Source organism: Microcoleus sp. B5-D4 (assembly GCF_036705145.1).
Classification (GTDB): Bacteria; Cyanobacteriota; Cyanobacteriia; order Cyanobacteriales; family Microcoleaceae; genus Microcoleus.
Genome location: NZ_JAUBTV010000052.1, coordinates 1 through 15,184, shown reverse-complemented (window position 1 = coordinate 15,184; position 15,184 = coordinate 1). Strand labels below are relative to the sequence as shown.

Below are 15,184 nucleotides of genomic sequence, written 5' to 3'. Positions count from 1 at the left end.
TTAGACTGGTTGATCCTATAACAACATACCACAACTGGCTCCACGCTCCGCCCAATAAAGGTTACTTCAATGGACAGTGCGAGCTAAAGAACGCCTTTGAGCGTTACTGGTGCTACTGTTAGAACTATTGTTAGCATTATCTATCGCAAGTCGAACCGTCAACATTGCGTAACTCAGCCAAGGATTTGCTATCTCTATAATATAACTTTCTGTGATGTTGCTTATAATAATAGAGACTAGAAAACAAATAGGTATTCCCGCTTCTTCCAGAGTGCTACGACTCAAATACCGAACTGCGTAAGCTAAATTGAGCAGCAAGGAAGTCATCATTAAAATTAATCCCGGCCACCCGAAGGCTAACAAGATCCCGATCGCCCCATTGTGAGGATTTTTAGGTTGAAATCCATTAGGAGTATAAATAAAATAAGCAGGAGTAGCGGCGCCTAACTTATCTTGTTGAAAAAATCCATCGTATCCGTAGCCAAACCAGGGGCGCTGATTGACCGCAGCCATTAACTGCGGCCAGAATTCTGTCCGCCCAGTTAGAGTCAAGTCCTTGCCTAACCCACCTACAATAATATCCTCTAGGTTGTCTACTATAAAAACAGTCATAATTATGCTGAGCACCAGGAAACATATAATCGCAGTAAAAGCCCACTGAAAACTTAATTTTTTTAGAAGATTTAGTGAAGACACTGCAATTATTAATATGATAGTAATCACTAGAGCCGCTCCTGATTTATTAGCCCTTACTAGGTAAAATGAAAAGAACATCATTCCCAAAGCAATCCAGCGCTCTTTCTGAGTTTTAGCTCCTTGAGAATAATGCAAATACCAAAATGCCGTACAGAGAGCTAAGACTCCCCCCAAAGAATTTTTTGATTGGGTTAAGCCGACAAACTCGCCTGCTCCAGGGGGTTTCATTACAAAACTTGCCAAACCGATTGCCGTGTATCCCCACCGCCAAAAACGAGATAAATCCTCCCATTTATATTGGGCTGCAATGTAAAACCCGAAAGCAGTAAATCCTGAAAAAGCTAGGGCTGCTCTTAGCGTTTCTTCAGGAACTATAGACCATAAGGTAGACAGTAATGGAAGTAATGTATAAAGTAAAAAGAAAGGATTCATTATCAATATTTTAGCAAAAGTTTCTATAAAATTGCTACTAAAAATTTTAACCCTTGAAGTTAAAATTAATACTACCCAGGGGTAAAAAAAATAAGGTATGAGTTTTAATATGCCACCTTCGGGATCTTTAAGATTCACAAAATGTAAGTAATTAAAAGGAGGCTGTGTCAGGAAGGGAGAAATAAAAATATAAAGACCAGCAAAGCTTTTTTCTAAAGCCAAACCTATTTTTTTATAGCTAGCGAATTGAAATAATAGTAGAGTGGCGATCGCGACTATAGCAAGTAGCATCCATCTCAATGAATAACTACCTAAAATTAGCTCTTTCAGCATATTTGGTAGAGACACTGGTTCAGTCATAATTGCTTTCCTTTATCCGAAATAAGAGCAAATTATCTAGATATAAAATATAGCCGTCAACCCGCAACCACGCTAACACAGAAATTAGGGATAAAGCAAAAATACAGCATCCTTTTTTCGGCGATCGCTTAAAATAATGAGCTTTTTGCCCAGCACTAAAAAGGCTACACTTATATAAATCATAGTCAATAAAATTAGGTGGTGTATGGTTAACACCCATTTTCCAGGACAGATAGCCCGGTCGGTTGTGGGTGTTGTCTTGTTTGCTTCCAGTGTCCTCGCTGACGCCAGAAGCACCCCGGCCCAACTGCCCATCCCGCTAGGCGCAGACCAAGCCCAGAATGTTGCGCCCGTTAGGAGATCGCCGGAAAGCTATAAACTCGGCGGCGGCGATCGCATCCAAGTAGAAATACTCGAAGTACCCGAACTCAGCCGCGGCTACGAAGTTCTTTCCGACGGTTCAGTCAACCTGCCCCAGATCGGCTTGGTCTCCGTCCGTGGCCGCACCTTAGTAGAAGCCACCAACATCATCCGCAACGCCTACCGCCGCGTCCTCAAAGACCCCCTAGTCACAGTCAGCCTCGTCGCCGCCCGCCCCCTCAACGTCGGCGTCATCGGAGAAGTCACCAGGCCCGGAAACTTCACCATTACCCTAACTCCTGGTCCGGGAGCCACGCCGAGTGTCCAGTACCCCACCGTCACCCAAGCGATCAGACTCGCAGAAGGCGTCACGGGTGTCGCCGACATCCGCAACATCCGCGTCCGCCGTCCCCAACGAGACGGCCCCGATCAAGTGCTCAGCGTCAACCTGTGGAAATTCTTGCAAGAAGGAGACATCTCTCAAGACATCATTTTGCAAGACAGAGACACAATCGTGATTCCCACAGTCGCCAACTTCAACCAAGCTGAAGCTCGTCAATTTGCGACGGCCAACTTTTCGCCACCCCCAGAAAAACCTCGATCGATCTCCATCGTTGGTCAAGTCACCCGCCCCGGGGCTTACGTCGTGATCGGCGGCAACACCACAAACGACCTCAGCCGCGAAGGTTTCCCCACCGTCATCCGGGCCATTCAGCTAGCTGGCGGCATCACCTCGGATGCCGACATCCGGCAAATCCAAGTGCGGCGCGTCACCAGAAGAGGCGAACAAATTATCCCAGTCAACCTGTGGCAGTTCCTAGAGTCCGGGGACGGCGCCCAAGATACCATCCTCCAGGAGGGAGACACGATCATCGTGCCCAAAGCTACGATCGTCAACCCTGCAGAAGCTGGCGTACTCGCGAGCACTAACTTTGCCCCTGTCGGCATTAACGTTTTTGTAGTAGGAGAACTCAGAACATCCCTCGATCCCTTGAGGCTCCCAGCTAATGCCACACTGAATCAAGCTTTAATTTCCAGAGGATTTTTTGGCTACGAGAATACCAGAGCTAGAAGAGATAAAGTTGAGCTAGTCCGCCTCAATAACGACGGTACAGCTACTAAACGGACGATCGAAGTCAATTTAACTCAAGGAATTAACGAAGAAACCAATCCTCAACTTCGCAACAACGACATGATTATCGTATCTCGCAGGGGTCTCGTCAATTTTGTCGATCGCATGAACGCTGTCATCGGACCTGTCGGGCCAGCTACGGGAGTGTTAAATTTTATAAACGTTCTCCGATTTTTATTCAGGTAAGAAGGCGGCGGGTGAGGTGGATAATTCCTGGCAAAGGCTAGAATAAACTAAACAATAAGATTACCCAGCCGCGACCAGGCCACTTCAAAAATATCAACCTCAAAAATATCAACCTCAAAAATACCCTGGCTGAATATGGATAGCAGACAAGATTACCAACCCTTCACACCCAAATCGAACGGCAAACTGCCGGAGTTATCTGCTCAGAACTACAGAGATCACTTCGTAGAGGAGAGAGAAGAAGAAAAGCTAGACTTGTCCTGGCTGTTAGGCGTCGTGCGCCGTCGCTTCCTGGTCATGGCAGCAGCCACCATTGCTTTGAGCGCCCTGGCAGGAACAGCGATCGTCCTCACGTCTAAACAGATTACGATCGAGTATGAAGGCTCCTTTTCCTTGTTGGTAGAACCAGCCACGGCTGAAGGTTTGCAATCCAAACAATTAAACAACACCCAAGCTGCCGACTTAGCAAGAATTAATATAGAAGGAATTAGCCTACTAGACTACGAAACCCAAATTAGGATTTTGCGAAGTCCCAAAATGATGCAGCCAATAATTGAGGAATTGCGGGCTTCGTATCCCAAAATGAACTATAGCGAACTGATCTCAAAAATGTCTATCCAGCGAGTCAGCTACACGAAAGATGGCAAACAGCAAGGCACAAAAATTTTACAAGTTCGCTACAAAGATTCAAACAGAAAAAAAATTTACCGCGTATTGGACAAAATTTCTAAAGCTTATCTAGATTACAGCTTGCAGCAACGGCTGATGGGCATTAATCAAGGTATTAAATTTATAGATACGGAGCTGCCAAAGCTCCGAGAAAGAGTGGAAGTTCTGCAACTGCAAGTCCAAAGATTGCGGCAGCAGAGCAACTTGTTTGAACCCCAGATAGAGGGAAAATCTCTGTCTGAACAAGTTCAAAGCCTTCGGGGCAAGCAAGTAGAAATTAGAGTTCAGCTAAAAGGGATGCGAAACCTCTACCAAAGCTATGAAAAACTACTCAACGAAAATAATCCCCAGGGGGTGCTGATGACCCAAGGGCAAGCTTACGGCGGACTATTAGGTCAAATTCAGAGAATAGACTCGGAATTGTCATTAAAATTAGCTCAGTACAGAGAAGACAGTTTGCCAGTTTTAGCGCTGCGAAAAAGTCGGGAAGAACTGATTTTAACTGCCACTAAACAAGCAAGAGAAGTGGTGATGGGAAATTTAGAGAGCCAAATTAAAGAAGTTGAAGCGCGCGATCGCGAAATGACAGCTTTGCAAAATGCTCTCAACCAAAAAATTAGAAACTTTTCTGTCACAACCCGACAATACGACAATTTACAGCGGGAACTGCAAGTAGTTACTAAGAGTTTTTCGGACTTCTTGGCAAAACGAGAAGCCTTGCGGATTGATGCAGCTCAGGAGCAAATCCCCTGGGTGCTGATAAATCCTCCGGAAATTCCGCGAGACAAATTCGGCAACCCTCTAACAGCTACCGTCAAACAAACCAGAAAACAGTTAGCGCTGGCAGTAATTTTAAGCAGTCTGCTGGGCATAGCAGTCGGCTTGCTGGTAGAGGTACTAAATACTGTGTTCCACACTCCTGAATCACTGAGAATGGCCACAAGATTGCCAATACTCGGGGTAATTCCGTTTACCAAAAAAGTCAAGCGCAGACCGCCAGCCAGACAGAGGAAACTAACATCGGCTCGATCGAACTCGAAAGTCGAAGTAGTCGAACCGGGCGAAGCTAGACATACTGGTTCTATGAGCGGGGGCCCAAGTATTTTGAGCGACTTGGACTATCAATTTTTAGAAGCATTTCGATCGCTCTACACGAACATTCACTTACTGAGTGCAGGCACGGCAATTCGATCGCTCTTAGTCGGCTCAGCCGTAGCCGGAGACGGCAAATCTACAGTAGCTTTGTACCTGGCCGCCACAGCAGCAGCAGTCGGACAGCGAGTATTGTTAGTAGATGCAGATTTGCGCTGCCCGCAACTGCACGCTAAGTTAGGACTGCCAAACGTGCGTGGCCTGGGCGATGCCATCTCCACAGATCTCAGCCTCAACGACGCGATTCAACGAGTCCCGAACCAAGAAAATTTGTTCGTACTCACCGCAGGTCAAATTCCCCCCGATCCCATCAAGCTTCTTTCTTCCAAAAAAATGCAGTATCTGATGGAGCAATTTCAAGCATTTTTTGACTTAGTAATTTATGACACCCCGCCATTAGCAGGCTTGGCAGACACCCACTTGATCGCAGCTCGCACAGACGCTACGATTATGGTCGTCCAAATTGGGCAAACAGACCGATCGCAAGTTCGCAAAGTTTTAGAAGAATTAAAAATTTCTGGAGCTTCCGTCTTGGGAATCGTTGCTAATGGCTGCAAAAACACCGGTCACAGCTACCGCCAGCGCCCGGTCGTTTTAGACACGCTCTACGACCAAAAACTATCCGCTTTAGGTACGAAAAATCCTAATTAGAGAAATGTTGATGCAGGTGGCCGAGCGCCGCCGTCCTCAACGGGAAACGCATAACCAAGCTATACCCTGATTTTTTGATAATAGTACCATTTGAGAAAGAAAATGATAGACTAACGGACATAGCCTCGTGTGTCAACCGAGGTTGCGCGGATCTTTAAATTTTGCTGTAATTACTCAGAAAATGATTGAGAAATCAGCAAAAGTGGGTAAACTACATTTAGCAGAGCGCAATCTCAATCAGGAAAAGACACCTTTGAAGGTGAACGTTAGTGTAAACGTTAATGTGAACGTTTCAACCCAGAAACTTGGTAGGGATTATTCTATGAGTACAGTTATGGTTGTTGATGATAGCGTCACTCTGCGGGAGATGATCGCCGACTTGCTCAAAGGTAGAGGACTCAACGTCACGGTAGCGAGTGATGGCGTAGAAGCTCTAGAGCAAATCAAGGCTAACCGCCCAGATTTAGTGGTTCTGGATATCGTGATGCCCCGGATGAACGGCTACGAAGTCTGTCGCAGGCTCAAAAGCGACCCTAAAACCCAAAATTTGCCGGTGGTAATGTGCTCTAGCAAAAGCGAAGAGTTTGATCGCTATTGGGGAATGAAACAAGGAGCCGACGCTTACATCGCCAAGCCATTTCACCCTCAAGAATTGGTCGGCACTATTAAGCAATTGCTGCGAGGTTGAGGTAGAGGAATAGGGACAGGAAAAAAATTGTCTTGAGCGCTGATTATTTCTGCTCCCGCAGCCTCTCTAAACTACTCGATTGACAATAGTCCAAACATCCCCGTCCGATCGCACGTAGGGAACAGAAATACTCTTAAAACCAGTAATAAAAGGCTTGTAATAAACCTGCCAGTAGCTAGGACTAATTTGGTCGGCGATGGCTTTGAGTCCCTTCACTTCCGCCGCCAGCTCCGCCGCCAGTTCATTAATCCGTTCCGCGTGTCCGTGAGCGAGCACTCTTCCTTCTTCAACTTGCTCCTCCATCGGAGTGATTCTTTGCAACTTTACCGACTGCTGCTGTTTCTGACTCAGTTGAGCAGACAGAGCCGCGATCGCATCATCAATCCCCTTGACTTCTGCCGACACTTGTGCTGTTTCCCTCGCGTGACGACGATAAGCATCGGCGATCGCTTGGGGCGAATCACCTGCTGGGACAACATCGGCAATACTAAGCTGCTGGCGTTCCAGGCGCAATTCCTCTATTTGAGAGTAAATTGCCTCTATATCTGTCTGAAGTTTGTCCACCTAATTATTACCGCGTGGTTGTTTAATATTTTAGCATATTAACACAAACCAATCACCTAATCGGCATAGAAATTGCATATTTTAGGCGGGCGAGAAGCAAAGCCCCACAAGCAGAAGTTGAATAGTTTGAAAAATACAAATTTTTATATTTTTCAGTTGAGCGATTTCCGTCGATATCCAGTGGGGTTAATCAGGTCGTGTCGGTAAAATCAGCATTATAGATTGGTAGTGAGGAATGCAAGTACCAGCGAGTTTTACGAGGATTAAAGTCGTCACTACAAGCACAATTCCCAATTCCTATTTACCACTTTTCCCTTACCAATTCCCAATTATTAAGACAAATTTTTAAGTTGTTAGCCCTTGCTGCCTCAACTTGACTATAGTCTCTACCAACACATCGGGTTGCACAGGTTTAGACAGATGCCGATCGAAACCTGCAGCAAAAGCACGATCGCGGTCTTCATCCCTAGCATAAGCCGTCAGAGCGATCGCCCAAAATTTCCCTGTCTGCGTGTTCAAAGAACGCAGCCTTCGTAGCAGCGAATAGCCGTCTTCCTCCGGCATTCCGATATCGCTGACCACAACATCCGGCCCAAACTGCGAAGCCACCTCAAACGCCTCAGCAGCAGACGATGCGGCCCTGACAGCGGCCCCGGAATCTGCCAAGACAAACCTCATAAATTCCCGCGAATCAATCTCGTCATCAACCAGCAAAACCTTAACTCCCAGTAAATTACCAGCGCCAGCCAAAACCTGCGCTTCCTCGCTTGCGAGCGAATTTACCTGCATCGCAGGGAGACGGAAAGTAAAAGTCGATCCCATATCCAGTCCCGGACTGCTCGCCCAAACCGTGCCACCGTGGAGTTCCACCAACTGCCGGACGATCGCCAGACCCAGCCCCAAACCGCTATAATTGCGAGTAATCGTAGCATCCGCTTGGCGGAAAGAGTCAAACACGTAAGGCAAAAAATTCGGAGCAATCCCAATTCCCGTGTCGGTAACAGCCAGCTCAACCTCCGAATCAACTCTCGAAAGTCGGATTTCAACTCGCCCCCCGCGCGGCGTAAACTTAATCGCATTCGTCAGCAAATTCCAAATTACTTGCTGCAAGCGGCCGGGGTCTCCTGATACCCAAAATTTCGGATTTAACTGAGATTCAGGATTGCCAGAAATCTCCCCGGTTTCGGAAAACTCTGCCGTCTCCCAGCCCAAATCTACAATTGCAAACCGTAAATCGATCGACTTAGCATCGGCGGCCAACCGCACCGTATTCACCGCTGCTTCCACCATCGAAATCAAATTTACCGCACAAGGATTCAAAGTCAACTTGCCGCGAATAATTCTCGAAATATCCAGCAAATCATCAATCAATTGAGTTTGCAATTTAGCATTTCGCTCAATAGTGGATAAAGCCCGCCCAGTAGCAGCCGGATTGAAATTGCGTTGCTGCAGCAGTTGCGCCCAGCCCAAAATCGCGTTTAAGGGCGATCGCAACTCATGAGAAAGAGTTGCCAAAAACTCATCTTTCATGCGATTTGCTTGCTGAGATTCCTCGTAAAGTCGGGCATTGTCGATCGCCCCCGACACCGCCTGAGCCAACTGCATTAAAATAGTTTCATCATCTTCGGCAAACTCCCCCTCATACTTGTCCGACAACTGAATCAATCCGAGATTTCTGCCGTCCCTAGCCGTCAGCGGTACAGCCAGCCAGCCCCGCATCGGCGGGTGCTTGCCCGCAGCCTTGCCGAACCCCCGCCAGGCCGGGTGAGCCTCTAACTCGCTTTGAGTCATTCGCATCGCCTGTTGGTGCTGGCAAACTTGTTGGTAAATGCCCGTACCGTCTGGTTGTTCGCAGTAATCTTGCCAGGCGGCGTATTTTTCTGACATGGAAAACTTGCTAATTCCCGCATCCCAGTTTGCCGCCGGGTTGAGGTTCACCGCTACCTGGTGAACTTCCAGAATTTGGCGGGCGCTATCTGCCGCTAACTGAAGTATTTCTGCCACCGACAGGGTGGAGTTGATAGCTACTGACGCGGAGGTTAACTTTTGCAGGCGGTGCAAATACGACCGCTCGCGGGCCAAGGCGCGGGAGCGATCGTATTCTAATTGTTTGCGATCCGTAATGTCGATCGCCACCCCGAACAGCCGAAGGGGTGTGCCGGATGCGTCAAAAACCACCCGCCCTTTGTCGTGAAGCCAAATCACTGAGCCGTCGGGGGTCAGTTGGCGGTATTCCGACTCGTAGACTCCCGTCCCGCTGAGTGCGGCATCCAAATCTGCCAAAAAGCTTTCGCGGTCTTCTGGATGCACCGCATTCTTTTTTTGCTCAAAAGTACCAAAGGTGCTGTCTGGGCCCAAACCCCTCTGTGTTTCGGCATTGGACGAACGGCGGACTTCCCCCGATGCCACATCCCAGCTAAAAGCGATCGTATTAGCTGCTTCTAGGGCAAAGCGCAAGTTTTCCTCGCTTTCTTGCACCCTGGCTTCCGATAATTTACGATCGGTAATATCCCAAACCACCCCGCTCGATCGCACCGATTTACCCGTATCATCATCAAAAAACTTGCCCCTACTCGCGATCCAGTGCAAGCTGCCGTCAGGCCAAATGACTCTAAATTCGTATTGGTATTCTATTTTGTTTTCTAAAGCCAAGGTAACAGCCCGGGCGATCGAGGCCTGGTCATCCGGGTGAATGCAGCTAAAAAACGCTTCGTAAGTTCCCGCAAAACTGCCTTTTTCCAGCCCGAATAACTGTTCGTGTCCCTCCGACCAAACGACCTGGCCATTTAATAAATTCCAATCCCAAGTTCCCATTTTCGAGGCTTCGATCGCCAACCTCAGCCTTTCCTCTGAAATTGCCAACTGCGCCGACGTTTTCGCGTAGTTCTCACGCAACTGCTGATTTTTCAAGCTTTCGGCCACAGCCCCCGCCAGCCGCTTTAAGTGTCGCCCCTTGAAGACGTAATCGCTTAAGCCGGCTTTCATTGCTTCGACTGCCACTTGTTCGCTGCCGCTGTCAGTACACATAATTACCGGACAATTGGGGTAGCGACTGTGAACTTTGTGGAGAATAGTTAATCCGTCGTTCCAGTGAAGTTGGTAGTCTGTAATTACTATATCAAAACCCCCGGCAGTCAGGATTTGTTCGAGACTTTGGATATCAATAACGGACTTAATTTCTAAATCTGGAAAAGTTTTTCTCAGTTCTCGCTCGATCATCAGGCGATCGTTCGGGTTGTCGTCGATTAACAGAATAGACAGCATTGGGCTTTTACTTTTGGTATTGGCGCAAACATTCTTTAATCTAAAAATTTGTTATTAAGCAACCTCGATAATTTGAATATTTACTTGGTGGGTTAATTAGACTTGCCCATAAATTTATTGTATTTGCTTGTATTTTATTATATTTTACAGCTTGTAATATTTTCAACCAGCCGTTTAGGGGCGTGCCCACAAGCAAATTAATTAAGTAAGTTGTTCTAAAACAGAGCAGAAAGCCTGCTCAGGCGGAAACGGTGCAAGAGAGTAGTGAACTATAACTATACTAATTGTTTATTCTGTCTTCGGGGGTGAACAAGCGGGTTGATTGATTCTTTGAGCTACAGCAGAATATTGCTGTTAAAACTTTCTTCCCTAGAACCTCATCTTTTAAATCCCGATTCACTGCGCGTTGCCGAACTTGCTTCCTCAACTCTCGCAATTGCGTAATAATTTTACCCAGAAGCGGGTACCCATTCCCCGAGTCGATTTCAGCCCGATCGCACCCCCCATCCGATCGACTCCTTTGTTCGCTATCGCCAGCGCCATTCCCGTCCCCCGATACACTTCTTGACCGTGCAGGCGATCGAACAACCCAAAAATCCTCTCTTGAAATCTTTGTGCAATACCAATGCCGTTGTCTTCTACCCAAAGATAGATATATTCCTCCTCAGCTTCTGAATAAACTCGCACCTGGGGAGCTATCCCAGGCTGCACGAACTGGTGGAGCATTGGAGAGCAAGTTAACCAAGACTTGCAGCAGCGTAGGAGGATGTGCCAACACCGCAGGTAGCGGTTCGACAACCGTTATCCGAGCTTTTTTTCGGGCAATTTCCGCATCTAGTTGCGCGATCGAGCTACAATTAAATGAAGAGAAACTGCTTTTAGTGCGAAGTTAGCTTTGCTGAGGTGGCTGTACTCTAGCAAGTTTTCGATCAAAGTATTTGTAAACATTACAATCGGGCATTCTGGATAACTGGCTTTAATAGTTTTAAGCACAACTCAACCGTTCGTCCAGCGTAGTTGGTAATCAGTAATTACCAGATGGAATCTGCCTCGATTCCGTGCTTTTCCGAATAATCTATCGTCAAAAATTTCCGTTATTTGCAATTGCGAGAATTGCCGCTCTAATTCGCGTTTGACCAGCAGCCTATCTGTTAGGTTGTCGTCCATTACCAGAATGTGTACCACTGTAACAATTAATAATTTTGCTATTAAGCTGTTGGGCATCTAAATTGTATTTTTTGGGCAGGATCTTAGGCCCAACCCCTACTCCCCACAAGACTTTTCTTAAATTTTACTATACAATTTAAATGCACTTCAGCTTAGCTAGAGTGGCAATCGATCATCATAAAAATGTGGGAAATCGCCCCTTTAAGATGATACAGGACGGGCTTACTCACTAGAAACTTAATTTCCTCGTTACCCGAAAGAGCCTGGTAACGAGGAAACAAGCAATAAAAACCGGGAAACCGCTACTACAAACCCGAAAATTCGCTAGGTTCCGGCAGTTCGCTATAGTTGAGCCAATACTCGCTAAAACTCTGCATCATTTCCAATAAAGAAGCAAACCCGACCGGTTTAACCAAATAAGAATTTACCCCTAAATCGTAAGCGCGCTTGACATCAAGTGTTTGCCTAGAAGAAGTAAGCATAACCACCGGCAAGCGTTTTAGTTCCGGCTGCTGCCTCAGCCAAACCAGAACTTCGTGACCGGATCGTCTGGGCAATTTCAAATCTAGTAAAATTATCGCAGGTAAAGGATAGCGATCGCGATCGCTGTATTCTCCGTCCCCATTTAAATAAAAAACCGCTGCATCTCCATCTCGAACAATTTGCAGCGAAGTATTAGCAAAAGTCTCATGGCGAAATGCCCGCTGCATTAATAGAATATCCACGGGGTTATCTTCCACCAGTAAAATCGTCTGCGTTTGGGTCATGCTTCCTCAGTTGTATCCAAAATCGACTGCCTTGTCCTACTTGAGATTCCACTCCAACTTGACCGCCCATGCGATCGACTCCTTTTTTTACAATAGCTAATCCTATACCAGTTCCCGGGTAAGACTCGATACCGTGCAGCCGTTCAAAGACGCGAAAAATGCGTTTTTGATGTTCTAGAGCAATACCGATGCCGTTGTCTTCTACCCACAGACGGATTATGCGGACTGGCAATAGAGGGCTGGCGATAAGTAACTGGGAATGCTCCCACTGTCCCACTGTCCCCCTTGTCAATTCTCCCACTGTATTGCTCTCTGTCTCTCCCTCTTGAGGCTGCTCAATTTCTTGCGCCCAGATATGCACTTGGGGTGGTGTGCCTTCCACAAATTTTATAGCATTGGTGAGCAGATTGGCGATTACTTGAACTAAAGTAACGCGGTGGGCAATTACCGCAGGCAATGGCGATCGAACACTGATGTGAGCGTGCCTGGATTTAGCGTCACCTTGTACCATAGCAATTGCCTCGGCCACAACTGATTCTAAGTCTAAAACTTGCAGCGATAAATCAGTGCGGCTCAGGCGGCTGTAAGCTAGCAAATCTTGGATTAATTCTTCTAATTGGTGTCCAGAGTTAACAATTTGCTGGGCGTATTCTTGACCAAGTTCGTCGAGGATGTGGTGGTAATCTTCTAATAAAGCTTCAGCTAATCCCTGCATTCCCCGCAGGGGAGCACGCAAATCGTGGGCGACGGTATAGGTGAAAGCTTCTAATTCTTCGTTAGCTGCTTGAAGTTGATTGGTGCGGAGTTCTACTCGCCGTTCTAAGGTAGCGTTGAGCATCCGAATTTCCGCTTCTGCTTGCTTGCGCGCAGTCATGTCAATGGCGGTACTAATTACTAAACTTCGGCCGTCGGAAAGCTGGCCTAAAGGTGCGGAATAAAAGTCCCAAATTCGAGTTTCGCCGCTGGCTGTGGCAATCATATATTCGCCTTCAGCAATGCGCGCGTTTAATTGGTGCAGCCGATCGATATCTGCTTGCACTAGCGATTGGCGACTGTGGTAAGCTTTTTCTGTCCAATCTTCAATTGTGGGAATTTCTGAGTATTCGTAGCCTGATAGTTCTGTCCAAGCGCAGTTAATTTGCAAAACTTCTCCGTTTTCAGCGTGCAGCATAATTGGCAGCGGTGCGTTGAGAATGGCGCGACGGAAACGTTCTTCGCTTAATTGTAGGAAGTGGCGATCGTGTTCTAGCTGTTCTAACAGTTGATTTTGCTTGATTTCGGCCTTGTCGCGCACAGTTCGATCGCGCTTCACCAAATAGTAAACCAATAGCATCAACAGGAAATTTACTAAAGCAGCAACGGTAAAAGTCACGATTGTCAAAGTAGCGCTTTTTTTAGATTCTCGGGCGCGCTGCTGCAATAGCTGAGTTTCTTCGGCAGTCATGGCGGCTATCTGCTGCCGAATGTCGCCCATGATTTGCTTTCCCCTACCGGTTTTTACTTGCCGCACGGCTGCTGCTAAGTTTTGTTTGCGGCGCAGATTGATGGTTCCTTCAAGTTCGGCTAATTTAGAGTCGATCGCAATTTTCAAGTCGCGAATGCGCTGTTGCTGCCGGTTATTGTCGGCGGTTAGCTGCTGCAATCCGACTACTTGTTCGTTGATGCGGTCGATCGCGCTGTGATACGGTTCTAAATAACGTTCTTCTCCCGTCAGCAAATAACCGCGCTGTCCGGTTTCAGCATCTTTTAAGGTAGAAAGCGTGGCTTCGAGTTCGGTTAAAACTTGGTGAGTGTGGCCCACCCAGCGTTCGTTTTGGACTAACTTGAGAGTGTTGCGGTAGGAAGTGGCCACATTCCAAATTAGCAGCGCCACAACCATTCCGATACCTGCGGTGATTTGGGGAGTCAGCGATTGTTTCATGAAATAGTCGGGGTGCGAATCCTGCTTTTTTTTATTTTAGCTGGATACGCACTACTCGAATTTTTGGCGCGGGCCGATACGACCGCCAAAGCCTATAAATTTAAGGATCAAATGTGCGATCGATCTTGTTTCTAGTTTAGCCTCGCTCCTCCTCGCATCCCCCTTAAGTCGGAGATGGCATAAATCGATCTCTTGCCTCTCGTGATTCAGGCAGACACCAGACAATCTAGGATAACCTGCAAAGCTTAATTCGCCTTTTTTTGCATGGATTTTTGTATCGTTCCTGTTCCTTTGGCAGTTTCAAATTGCGGCGTAAAGAAAAGAGTTTTTACCTATTGACTGCTGTTGATTTTTGGGGTATATTTTAGATAATGGGAGTGGTGACATAAATTTTAATTTTGTCACTATTCCCATTATTAAATAATACATTGTCAATCTAGCAAAGTCAAGCTTTTTACCCCAAAAAAAAAGGCGAATTTTTAATATTTTATTTAAAAAATAATCTGTGGGAGGCAGGGAGAAATTTATAGAGGTGATGAAGCGGGTGAAGAATATGAGAAATCAGAAATGCGAGCGATCGGGTAAGCTGTTGTGCATTTAAAACGCATCTTGGTATAATATAACATAATGATATTCAGAAAAAGTAAATGCCTGCTAAAAATTTTCTAAGTTCCGAGACAAAGGAAACTCTTCAACAAGTATTAAAAGAGCATGATCATCCAGACATTCGGCTTCATAGCCTTAATTTTTTTGTTACTAAATAACGGAAATACACAAGCTCAAACTGCTGAACTAATTGGATGTTCTCTCAGAAAAGTAGCTTATTGGAGTATTCATGGTGATCCGGATCGATTAGAGAGTTTTAAAGATGATAGGATGAAGGGTAACTACCGAAAAGCTACAGAAGAATACATTGATTTACTTCTAGAGACAATTGAAGTAGAACCTGAGAAATATGGCTATGAATTCGGGAGATGGACAACAGCTAGACTTGCCATACATTTAAAAGAGAAGACAGGAATTGAGCTGAGTAGTACCCAAGTAAGGAGAATCTTAGTGCGATTCGTTGAAACGTGAATCACGGTAATCAGTCCGTACATAACGTTTCCAGCCACAAGGCTGAACTCTCGGTCTGATAAGGGTGCAAGTCCCTTCTGCCAGACTCAGGCATGACT

Annotated in this window: 12 protein-coding genes; 4 read left to right on the top strand and 8 right to left on the bottom strand. The window is 46.4% G+C overall.

From position 1 onward, the window contains the following. Positions 1–66 precede the first annotated feature (66 nt). Entirely contained in the window at positions 67–1,488 is a 1,422-nt protein-coding gene (locus QUB10_RS21865; protein ID WP_333205389.1) for an O-antigen ligase family protein, read from the bottom strand. Between the two features lie 205 nt (positions 1,489–1,693). Here QUB10_RS21865 and QUB10_RS21860 point away from each other — a divergent pair, with 205 nt between their 5' ends. The 3 genes from QUB10_RS21860 (at position 1,694) to QUB10_RS21850 (ending at position 6,326) form a co-directional block, all read left to right on the top strand. Continuing rightward, positions 1,694–3,166 carry a polysaccharide biosynthesis/export family protein gene (locus QUB10_RS21860; protein ID WP_333205388.1) on the top strand — a complete coding sequence of 491 codons (1,473 nt, stop codon included), beginning with the start codon at positions 1,694–1,696 and terminating at the stop codon, positions 3,164–3,166. A gap of 135 nt (positions 3,167–3,301) precedes the next feature. Next, positions 3,302–5,638 (top strand): polysaccharide biosynthesis tyrosine autokinase, encoded by a 2,337-nt coding sequence (locus tag QUB10_RS21855; RefSeq protein WP_333205387.1) that lies wholly within the window; start codon positions 3,302–3,304, stop codon positions 5,636–5,638. A gap of 322 nt (positions 5,639–5,960) precedes the next feature. Next, positions 5,961–6,326, top strand: coding sequence for a response regulator transcription factor (locus QUB10_RS21850; protein WP_039886668.1), 366 nt, complete (start codon positions 5,961–5,963; stop codon positions 6,324–6,326). 66 nt (positions 6,327–6,392) lie between these two features. Here QUB10_RS21850 and QUB10_RS21845 read toward each other — a convergent pair whose 3' ends face one another. The 7 genes from QUB10_RS21845 to QUB10_RS21815 form a co-directional block, all read right to left on the bottom strand. After that, a complete protein-coding gene (locus tag QUB10_RS21845; RefSeq protein WP_333205386.1) occupies positions 6,393–6,890 on the bottom strand; it encodes a hypothetical protein in 498 nt (165 codons plus the stop codon). Positions 6,891–7,235: 345 nt separating this feature from the next. Continuing rightward, the gene (locus QUB10_RS21840) at positions 7,236–10,154 is read right to left on the bottom strand and encodes a response regulator (protein WP_333205385.1); all 2,919 of its coding nucleotides are present in this window, start codon (positions 10,152–10,154) and stop codon (positions 7,236–7,238) included. 423 nt (positions 10,155–10,577) lie between these two features. Continuing rightward, the gene (locus tag QUB10_RS21835) at positions 10,578–10,880 is read right to left on the bottom strand and encodes an ATP-binding protein (RefSeq protein ID WP_333205384.1); all 303 of its coding nucleotides are present in this window, start codon (positions 10,878–10,880) and stop codon (positions 10,578–10,580) included. Between the two features lie 108 nt (positions 10,881–10,988). Further along, positions 10,989–11,147 (bottom strand): hypothetical protein, encoded by a 159-nt coding sequence (locus QUB10_RS21830; protein ID WP_333205383.1) that lies wholly within the window; start codon positions 11,145–11,147, stop codon positions 10,989–10,991. 3 nt (positions 11,148–11,150) lie between these two features. Further along, the gene (locus QUB10_RS21825; RefSeq protein ID WP_333205382.1) at positions 11,151–11,378 is read right to left on the bottom strand and encodes a response regulator; all 228 of its coding nucleotides are present in this window, start codon (positions 11,376–11,378) and stop codon (positions 11,151–11,153) included. 248 nt (positions 11,379–11,626) lie between these two features. After that, the gene (locus QUB10_RS21820) at positions 11,627–12,088 is read right to left on the bottom strand and encodes a response regulator (protein ID WP_333205381.1); all 462 of its coding nucleotides are present in this window, start codon (positions 12,086–12,088) and stop codon (positions 11,627–11,629) included. After that, complete coding sequence (locus tag QUB10_RS21815) at positions 12,051–14,009, bottom strand: CHASE3 domain-containing protein (protein ID WP_333205380.1); 1,959 nt, start codon at positions 14,007–14,009, stop codon at positions 12,051–12,053. Before QUB10_RS21815 ends, QUB10_RS21820 begins: the two co-directional genes overlap by 38 nt. Positions 14,010–14,720: 711 nt before the next feature. On the opposite strand from QUB10_RS21815, the gene QUB10_RS21810 reads away from it, so the two are divergent. Further along, positions 14,721–15,086: a helix-turn-helix domain-containing protein gene (locus QUB10_RS21810; RefSeq protein WP_333205379.1), complete on the top strand. Its 366-nt coding sequence runs from the start codon at positions 14,721–14,723 to the stop codon at positions 15,084–15,086. Positions 15,087–15,184: the final 98 nt, after the last annotated feature.

What these genes read in the sequence shown, in the direction of transcription:
- QUB10_RS21865 (WP_333205389.1), bottom strand. Translation starts at nt 1,488, where the DNA reads ATGACTGAACCAGTGTCTCTACCAAATATGCTGAAAGAGCTAATTTTA.
- QUB10_RS21860 (WP_333205388.1), top strand. Translation starts at nt 1,694, where the DNA reads ATGGTTAACACCCATTTTCCAGGACAGATAGCCCGGTCGGTTGTGGGT.
- QUB10_RS21825 (WP_333205382.1), bottom strand. Translation starts at nt 11,378, where the DNA reads ATGCCCAACAGCTTAATAGCAAAATTATTAATTGTTACAGTGGTACAC.
- QUB10_RS21840 (WP_333205385.1), bottom strand. Translation starts at nt 10,154, where the DNA reads ATGCTGTCTATTCTGTTAATCGACGACAACCCGAACGATCGCCTGATG.
- QUB10_RS21835 (WP_333205384.1), bottom strand. Translation starts at nt 10,880, where the DNA reads ATGCTCCACCAGTTCGTGCAGCCTGGGATAGCTCCCCAGGTGCGAGTT.
- QUB10_RS21810 (WP_333205379.1), top strand. Translation starts at nt 14,721, where the DNA reads ATGATCATCCAGACATTCGGCTTCATAGCCTTAATTTTTTTGTTACTA.
- QUB10_RS21820 (WP_333205381.1), bottom strand. Translation starts at nt 12,088, where the DNA reads ATGACCCAAACGCAGACGATTTTACTGGTGGAAGATAACCCCGTGGAT.
- QUB10_RS21850 (WP_039886668.1), top strand. Translation starts at nt 5,961, where the DNA reads ATGAGTACAGTTATGGTTGTTGATGATAGCGTCACTCTGCGGGAGATG.
- QUB10_RS21815 (WP_333205380.1), bottom strand. Translation starts at nt 14,009, where the DNA reads ATGAAACAATCGCTGACTCCCCAAATCACCGCAGGTATCGGAATGGTT.
- QUB10_RS21855 (WP_333205387.1), top strand. Translation starts at nt 3,302, where the DNA reads ATGGATAGCAGACAAGATTACCAACCCTTCACACCCAAATCGAACGGC.